This window comes from Shigella sp. FC1544, assembly GCF_001722145.1.
GTDB lineage: Bacteria > Pseudomonadota > Gammaproteobacteria > Enterobacterales > Enterobacteriaceae > Escherichia > Escherichia coli.
On the sequence record NZ_MECT01000062.1, the window covers coordinates 1 to 8748 of the forward strand.

Annotated in this window: 3 protein-coding genes, 2 tRNA genes and 1 pseudogene; 1 reads left to right on the plus strand and 5 read right to left on the minus strand. The window is 49.0% G+C overall.

The features are described from left to right. The 4 genes and pseudogenes from BGK49_RS04745 to mtfA form a co-directional block, all read right to left on the minus strand. The coding region (locus tag BGK49_RS04745) for a transposase (protein ID WP_032335914.1) at positions 1-238 on the minus strand (238 nt) is incomplete at its 3' end. A 64-nt stretch (positions 239-302) separates the two neighbouring features. Further along, positions 303-6564 (minus strand): annotated as a pseudogene (locus BGK49_RS29040) (Ig-like domain-containing protein); the annotation flags it as partial. 313 nt (positions 6565-6877) lie between these two features. Continuing rightward, positions 6878-6953: transfer RNA gene (locus BGK49_RS04770), tRNA-Asn, on the minus strand. Between the two features lie 100 nt (positions 6954-7053). Continuing rightward, entirely contained in the window at positions 7054-7851 is a 798-nt protein-coding gene (mtfA, locus tag BGK49_RS04775; RefSeq protein ID WP_001302302.1) for a DgsA anti-repressor MtfA, read from the minus strand. A gap of 93 nt (positions 7852-7944) precedes the next feature. Between mtfA and BGK49_RS04780 the strand changes: the two genes are divergently transcribed. After that, positions 7945-8034, plus strand: a tRNA-Ser gene (locus tag BGK49_RS04780). A 27-nt stretch (positions 8035-8061) separates the two neighbouring features. Here BGK49_RS04780 and BGK49_RS04785 read toward each other — a convergent pair. Beyond that, positions 8062-8544 (minus strand): tyrosine-type recombinase/integrase, encoded by a 483-nt coding sequence (locus BGK49_RS04785; protein WP_005005386.1) that lies wholly within the window; start codon positions 8542-8544, stop codon positions 8062-8064. Positions 8545-8748: the final 204 nt, after the last annotated feature.

The window sequence follows — 8748 nt, forward strand, 5'->3', positions numbered from 1 at the left end:
CAAGGCGAGCTTCATTTAACGCCTTACGCAGTTGCAGAATTTCAGATTCCAGTTCAGCCACCGTGCGGGAACCAGGAGTACCGAGCCCTTTTCTGGCGGCGGTAACCCATTGTCCTAAAGTGCCTTCAGGAAGGGATAATCGGGAAGCGCCTTCACTGATCGAAAGTTGATTTTCAAGAACCGTTCTGACAGCTTCGGCTTTGAACTCTTTAGAGTAACGTTGGTTTTTTCTGCTCATTATTAGCTCCTTCTGATGCCATTCTATTTCAGGAAGGAGTGTCCGTTAAACTCAGGCTACCTCAAGCTTTAACTGCTACGTCTTGTGCGACCATGACCTGACCTTCAGGTATCTCCAGACTGGTAATCGTTGCAGAATTAATATCTGCTTTTGCATTCAGTAATCGCGAGATGACTTCAGTAGGTTTATCTGCCAGAGAGGCTGAAACTGTTTTCAGTCCGACCTCGGTGCTTGTCACAAGAATTTCAGCGAAACCCCGATCATCCGTTTCAACGCTGGTGCTGCTTAGCGTGACGGAGGTTCCGCGGAAACTAACTTTTATGCCTTCTACCGGGTTGCCGTTAGCGTCAGTGACGCTTGCAGTCATGGTCGCGCCCTCGGTCGTGCTGACGACGAATGAGTATACAGAGGTTAAGGAGGCTAGTTTTGCGGTACCAGCATCGGCAATCAAAGTCACCTGTTTCGTATCACTGACACCATAATTGTTCACGCTAACTGTCACGGGGTAGGAGCCGGATTTTGTACCGCTCAGTGTAACTTCAGCCTTGCCGTTGATGTCAGTAATGGCGGAACCGCCTTGTCCGAGAGTAAAGCTTGCGCTCACATCTGCCGGTAGCGTGAATGTCTCCGCCTCATTGGCTAACGGGTTGCCGTTTCCATCAGTCACTGTTGCCTGCAGCCTGGTCATCCCGACGTTATTAGCGATAAAGTTGTCCTCGGTAACGTTAAGATTAACCTGCGCTGTGAGCGTATCCGCAATAAAATTCACCACCAACTGCTCACTCTTACCGCCAGCCATCGATGCTGTAACAGTATGAGCGCCTGCTTTTGTACCTTTCAGCGTGACTTTCGCTTTGCCTTCAGTATCAGTAACCGCTTTACCGCCATCGCTCAGCGTGAAGTTCGCCTTCACATCTTCCGGCAGAGTAAATGTTACTTCAGTGTTGGCTATCGCATTGCCCTCTGTATCAGCGACTGTTGCTGTTAGTGTCGTGAGATCGTTATTGTCGGCAATCACCGGATCCTTCGAGGCTGCCAGCGTGATTTCGGCATTCGCGACGTTCGGCACATAGGTCACCGTTTGTTGTATCGAATCGCCATTTTCGAGGGTTGCCGTCACTTGATAAACCCCGGCTTTTGTAGCGGTAAAGCTTGCGTAAAAATTGCCGTCGTGATTGGTCGTATATATAGCGTTATTACTGGGAGTCACGCCTTCACTTGGTGAAACGCTGAGGGTTACCTCCTGCTGGGGTACACCGTTGCCGTAATTATCCTTCACCTCAATATACAGATTGGTAGTGTCGCCTGCGGAGACTGTATCAAGAAGTGCCTGTAACAAGGTGAGATGTGCCGTAGACGCATCAGCGTTGACATTAATTGATGTGCTAAGCGTAGAGCTACCATTTCCCAGACTGGCCTCAACGGTATCCGGTCTCGCTCCTGATTCTATCGAGGAGCGGGTATTGGTATAAGTGACGGTAGCCTTACCCTGTTCGTTCGTTACGGCTTGGCCGCCATTCGTCATTTCGGCTGTCGCTGCGTTGCTGGTGAAGTTCACAGTCACACCTTTCACCGGAAAGCCATTATTATCAATGACTGTAGCGGTGATTACGCTACCGGTGCTGTTCTGTGGGGTACCGGCGATTATGCTGCCTGGGTCAGGCGTCAACTCGATAATTTTTGCCGCCGTTGTGTCGCCAATAAAGTGCACAGTTTTGTTGTCGCTGGCACCAGTATTAGCCAGTGATGCAGTAACCGTCTGCTCACCAAAGGCAACGCCTGCGAGAGTGGCCTGCGCGATGCCAGACTCATTGGTATTACTTTCCCCTGGGGTCAGGGTGAGGCCTGAAGAAGCTGTGCTGAATGTTACCGGAAGATTGTTCACCTCATTGTCGAACTGATCTTTGACCGTTGCAGTTAGCGTTGCGCTATCTACGCCATTACCTGTGATCTCATTTTTTGATATCTGAAGAACAACCAGAGCCGAGGTTTTGTCCGCCACAAACGTTACCGGCTGTGAATCACTGGTATTGTTATTACTCAGCGTTGCGGTAACCGTATGCGTACCCGCTTTTTTACCTTTGAGCGTGACATGCGCTTCCCCATTGGCCTGGGTGATGGCAATACCGTTATTTTCGAGGGTAAAGTTTGCCGCCACGTCCTGTGGCATGGTGAAATTCACCGTTATTCCCGCCACCGGATGATTCGACGGATCTTTCACCGTCGCCGTCAGCTGCACGCTGTCGCTGTTATTCGTCACCACCTGTTGAGCAGGGATGTTCAGCGTAACCTGCGCGTTGCTGGCATCGGGCGCAATATTGACTATCTTCGTATCGTTGTTGCCGTTAGGCAGTGTGGCTTCGGCTGTATGAACACCCAAAACCGTGCCCTTAAAGGTAACTTCGGCCACACCACTGTCGTTAGTATTGCTTTTGCTCTGACTAAGTTGAGTATCTGCGGGGTTGGTACTGAAGGTGACCTGTAGATCTTTTACTGCGTTATCAAAAGGATCTTTCACTGTTGCCGTCAGAGTCGTCTCATCCACGCCATTCCCAATGATTTCCGCTTTCGATGTTTGCAGAACGACAACCGCGCTGTCCTTATCCGCCACGAAGGTGACTGGTTGCGCATCGCTGGCATTATTGTTACCCAGCGTTGCGGTAACCGTATGCGTGCCCGCTTTTTTGCCTTTGAGGGTGACATGCGCTTCGCCATTGGCCTGAGTGATGGCAATACCGTTATTTTCAAGGGTAAAGTTTGCCGCCACGTCCTGTGGTATGGTGAAGTTCACCGTTATTCCCGCCACCGGATGATTCGACGGATCTTTCACCGTCGCCGTCAGCTGCACGCTGTCGCTGTTATTCGTCACCACCTGTTGTGCAGGGATGTTCAGGGTGACCTGCGCGTTGCTGGCATCGGGCGCAATATTGACTATCTTCGTATCTCTGTTGCCGTTAAGCAGTATGGCTTCGGCTGTATGAACACCCAAAACCGTGCCCTTAAGGGTAACTTCAGCAATACCGTTCTCATTAGTATTACGCGCGTTCAGACTCAGTTGCGTGTCTGCGGGGGAGGTGCGGAAGACTACTGACAGATTTTTAACCACGTTATCAAAAGGATCTTTCACTGTTGCTGTCAGGGTCGTCTCATCCACGCCATTCCCAATGATTTCCGCTTTCGATGTTTGTAGAACGACAACCGCTCTGTCTTTATCCGCCACAAACGTCATTGGCTGTGCATCGCTGACATTGCTGTTAGCCAGACGAGCCGTGATCATATGCGTGCCCGCTAACGTGCCGGTCAGGGAGGCGATTGCAACCCCGCTACTATCCGTCATGCCTTTTCCGCCGTTGCTAATCGAGAACCGACTTGCGACGTCGTTTGGCACAGAGAAGGTGATTTCTTTATCTTTTAGTGGGTTGCCATTTTTATCCTGCAAGGTTGCAGTCATATGTTGCGGAGCTGTGTTGGTGACGGTGATATCACCTGAAGGCACACTGAGGGTCAGGGCTGCAGTACTTTGATCACCGATAAAATTCACCTGTTGATTAGCCTGAGAACCAGAGCTCACAGAGGCCGTAACCGTATAATCACCATTTTTCAAACTGGTCAGCGTAGCTGTGGCGATCCCGTCGTGGCTATTCACTTCGGTTTGGCTCAGTTTCGCTGCTGCTGAATTAACATTGAAGGTGACCTTGACGTCATTGAGCAGGTTGCCTTTTGCATCCCGAACTGTCGCGGTCATTGTGGCGCTGTCATTGCCGTCAGCGACCACTTCATTTTTCGACTTCTGCAGATCAACCTGTGCGGTACTCGAGTCGCCGACAAAACTGACGATTAACGTTTGTTTCACGCCATTTTCAAGGGTGACTTCAACCGTGTTGTCTTCCTGCTTACTACTTTTCAGATCAATAGCCGCCAGACCATTAACATCCGTTTTTGCGGTGTTTTGATTGTTAAAGGAAGTTGCCGATCCGCTTAATACCGCAAACGTGACGGTATGATCATTGATTGGGTTGCTTCCTTCATCAGCGACATTGACCGAGACGGTGTTTGCTGCATTCTCATTGGCGAGCACACCATTATTGCTGGCAGATAATGTCGCAATTTTCGCTGACTGCGGGTTGGCGTCGATGATAAATCCAGCGGTATGCAAATCTTCATTCCAGTTTTGCATTAATAGCTTCGCAGTAAGCCCACTGCCTTTGGTATAGGCGGTATAGGTTGCCTTATAGACGCCATCTGCGGTTTCTTTCCAGTCTGTAGTGACACCAGGTTTCACATTGTCGATGCTGACTGCGGTATTCAGTTGCTGTTTTTGCTCCTTAACAGGTTTGTCATTTTCATCTCTCAGTTCTACCGTTACCTCGATAGGATTGCCGGAGAGATAACGGTCCTTATCAATCTTAATTGACGAGTGAGTCCGGGATGACGAAACAGAAATGATATTCACCACGGCGGGGGCTTTAGCCGCATCCACACCGTTCAGCTGTGGCATAAGCGTCAGCGTGCCAGACATCGCACCTGTGGTCAGGATCTGGGTATAGCTTCCGTCACCATTATCTTTCCAGTCAGAAAGGGTGATGTCCTGAACACCTTCGTGACGCGTCGAGAGCACCAGCCCGATAACAGGATTACCTGCTGCATCATGCGCAATAAAAGTCAGTGTGGCGGTTGAATGGGAATCCGCGCTCAACGTCTGGGTACTTAACGATACCGAGGAATCTTTCTGGCTTAACGTAGGTGCCTGAACGACTACCATGCTCTGTTCACGATTCGAACAAATTGCCTTTGACATCTTCAGCGGTGACTTCAATCGGCCAGGTGTTATCGGTTTCTGGCGTACTGGTGAACCGGTAAGCCGGCAGGGTAACCAGAATATCTTTACCCGTTGTGACCACTTTGCCACCGGCAGCTTCCAGTGCGGTGGCTTCGACGTTATAGCCTTTCAGGGCATATTTGGTTTGTAGCGACGAAACCAGTGATTTCACTTCTCCTGACTTCCCTGTCACGGGGTCTGTCAGGGGCAGGCGAACCAGTTCTTTTTTGCGATATTCCAGAACGATATTGTTGTTGCGATCCACCAGATCATAACGGCTGCCTGCAAGGCTACGCCGTGCAGCGACTTCATTCGGGTCAAGCTGTTTCTGCATTGCGCTGCCAGGTTGCCAGGTAAAATCGACGGCAAAACGGGTGTCATTTTCGCCCTGTTTACCCTGGCGTTGCTCCGCGCTGAAGGTCATCAGCGGGAAGGGGGTATAGTTAAGTCCAGCGGTTATGGCATGAGGATTACTTTGCCGATCGTCTTTATCGAACAGGGCCACTTCATCGCCATAATACTGTTCATAGACCAGTTTACCGCCAAGGTGCGGCCAGGCGGGTAGCCAGCTTTCTGCGCGTACATCCCAGCCATTGGCCGGGCGTGCTTCATAATCGTTGTCCAGTTCAGGTGCGCTGCGCCAGTTGGTCAGTCGCAAATAGCCGTTACTGCTTAATTTTAGATAGTCGCGCCAGTACTCCGCGCCAATGCCGGCGCGGGAGTGGTAACGGCTAAGATCGTGGTCGAAAAAGAAGTTGATGCCTGACATCCATGTGGGAGTGAAATGACGCCAACCTAAGCCGTTGTTAATCTGCGTACGCTCGTCAGTACGATGGAGAGTATGCTGACTGAAAAAGAGATTATCAGGCGTTTCATACCACGGATGGAGAAAATCGAACTGGGAGTTCTTCAGGCTAAAATCTTCATCCACGCCCAGCGTGATTCTTGCGGTACCGAAGCGGCTTAACCAGTCTGTCATTGCGCCTGAAGCCTGAGAAGAGGCCCATCCACGCGCCATATTTGCCGCTTGCTCGCTGTTCATATCTTCGGCGAGCAGAGACCCGATTTGCTGTGAAGTACTGGCTATCTGTTGCTCGAGGTTGTCACTGCTATTACCCGGCGGCGGGGTTAATTTTTTTTCACTAACTTGTGCCGGGACATCCAGTTCATCACCCTGGCGGACATTATTAAAACCTCGAGCAAACGTACGAAACTGGTTGAGTTTGCGTAACTCAGCCACCGAAATACCGAAACGTTCGGCAACGCTTTGGGCCGATTCCAGCGCTCCAAGGGTGTAGGGCACCGTATTGGCATTTGCAATGGCAATTTGTGCAGGAACTGGTTGTTGGGTTGCGGCGTTTACCACACCTTGTGCTGCCGCAGCCATAGGGAACGCAAGTTGAGTTATCAGACAGATACCCGCAGTTAAGCGGCGTAGTTTAATTCCCATCCCGCATAATATTTGTCGGTCATTTATTTCTTCTCCACTTCTCTTCTTCGTAGCCATGCTTACCTTCCCTGAACGAGCTAACATAAATGCGCCCTTTCTAGCACAGCGAAAAAATGTAAATACTGATAGCAATATGATTGAAAATTAATAACTTTTCGTTAGGCAGTTTTGGGTGTGAGTTGCAAGAGGGGAGACTACTGAATAACTCAAGTTTTATAATCGAGGGGAAAATGGTGATGGCGTTCATAGCAAAACGCCCTCAACCATAAAGGTCGAGGGCGCTTAAGATGTTAAAAACCCGCTATCCGTTAAAAAGCAATGTTCAACTAAGGTCAGTGACATTGCGCTAAAAAAGCGAATTTTTAGAATTTGGCTCCTCTGACTGGACTCGAACCAGTGACATACGGATTAACAGTCCGCCGTTCTACCGACTGAACTACAGAGGAATCGTGTGAACGGGGCGCATATTACTTAGCGGTACCTTGTCTGTCAACACTAAATTTCATAAGTCATTTCAATTGGTTAATTAATCTGCAAAGTTGTTAATTAATGAACATTCGTCGCCGAAAACGAGTCTGTATCATTAGCGTGATGCAGTCTCTGCAAAGGATCTTGTTGATAAAATTGGCAGAAACGTTGCCACAATGAAGGGAAACGAGGAGCAAAAAGTTCTGGGGCGCTAAAGAAATATTCAGAAAGTACGGCAAAACATTCAGCAGGATCGCTGGCTGCATAAGCATCAATGCTCGCCGCATTCTCGCCAACCAATTCGATTTCTTCCTGAATGTTGTTCATTGCAGCATGAAGATCGTGTTCCCAGCCAGCAACCTCACGCAACGGAATAAAGGGAACTCCGCTGGCGCGATCGCCGTTACGGGTGTCCAGCTTATGAGCGACTTCATGAATAATCAGGTTAAAACCAGAAGCATCAAAAGAATCTTGTATATCCAACCAGTTCAAAACGATAGGCCCTTGCTGCCAGCTCTGACCTGACTGAACAATACGTTGGTTATGCACCAGACCGATATCGTCTTCCCATTCATCATCGACCACAAATGGCGCAGGATAAATTAAGACTTCATGAAAACCATCCAGCCATTCCAGTCCTAACTCCAGAACGGGTAGGCAAAATAGAAGTGCTATCCGGCAGCTTCTTAATGAATCCAGTTCAAAGCCCTGTAAAGGAACAAGCCGCTTTTGCTGTAAAAAACGTTCGGCAAGAGTGACTAATTTGCTTTGTTCCTGTTCCGTCAGACACGTTAAAAGGGGGATCGATAGTGCTTCCTGCCAGGGAAGGGCAGTTTGATGTGCTGATTCTTGTACTTTCCAGGGCCACTTAATCATCGTTTTGCTCGCAAACTCGTCACTTGAACAAAATTGCACGGACAGGGACTGTTAAAATGCCAAATTTCCTGGCATCATGGCAACCATCTGAACGGAGAGATGCCGGAGCGGCTGAACGGACCGGTCTCGAAAACCGGAGTGGGGGCAACTCCACCGGGGGTTCAAATCCCCCTCTCTCCGCCAAAATTCAATCACTTATACATCATTAAGTCAGTGACAAAAATCACACGTGGAATTACTTGGAATATTTTCAGGTAACGGGACATCAAGTGTCGGTGAAACTTTAACCTTCCTGTCATAGATTAGCACTTGCCCCTCGGTTTTGTGACCAGAGAAAAGTTGCTTATCCCGACTGCTTCCTTCATAGTCTGAAATTCCTTTCGCCTTCAGATCATGAAAGGTGAAGTCGGTTAAAATACCTGAAATTTTGCCTGCGCGATTTCTTGCTTCTACCCACATTTCGTTAAAGCCTTTGTACATATATCGGTTGCCGTATTGATTGCTGATTACATAGGCGGATGTTGGTAACTGTTTTGCTTTTTCGATCGCCGCCTGTAATCGTGGACTCCATGCTTTTATCTGTTTTTTTCCTGTTTTCCCTTGCTGGATAAAGATCCCGTCGTTTCCAATCTGCTCCCATTTCAGCGATAACACATCGGAAACCCTCGCTGCACACAGATAGGCAATTTCCATTGCGATAAAAACAGGAAGAGGTGCAACGCTTAATACTGCCTGGTATTCTTTGTCGGTTACATATCGTTCGCGGTTTTGGCCTTGAATTTACTTACACCTGCACATGGTGAGGTGTACTGGCAATAGCGGACACTACCATTTGTTCTTTTTTTAAGCAGCCATCTGATGATATTTTTCCCTGAAGGCTGCCGGGGAGATATTCCC

What these genes read in the sequence shown, in the direction of transcription:
- mtfA (WP_001302302.1), bottom strand. Translation starts at nt 7,851, where the DNA reads ATGATTAAGTGGCCCTGGAAAGTACAAGAATCAGCACATCAAACTGCC.
- BGK49_RS04785 (WP_005005386.1), bottom strand. Translation starts at nt 8,544, where the DNA reads ATGGAAATTGCCTATCTGTGTGCAGCGAGGGTTTCCGATGTGTTATCG.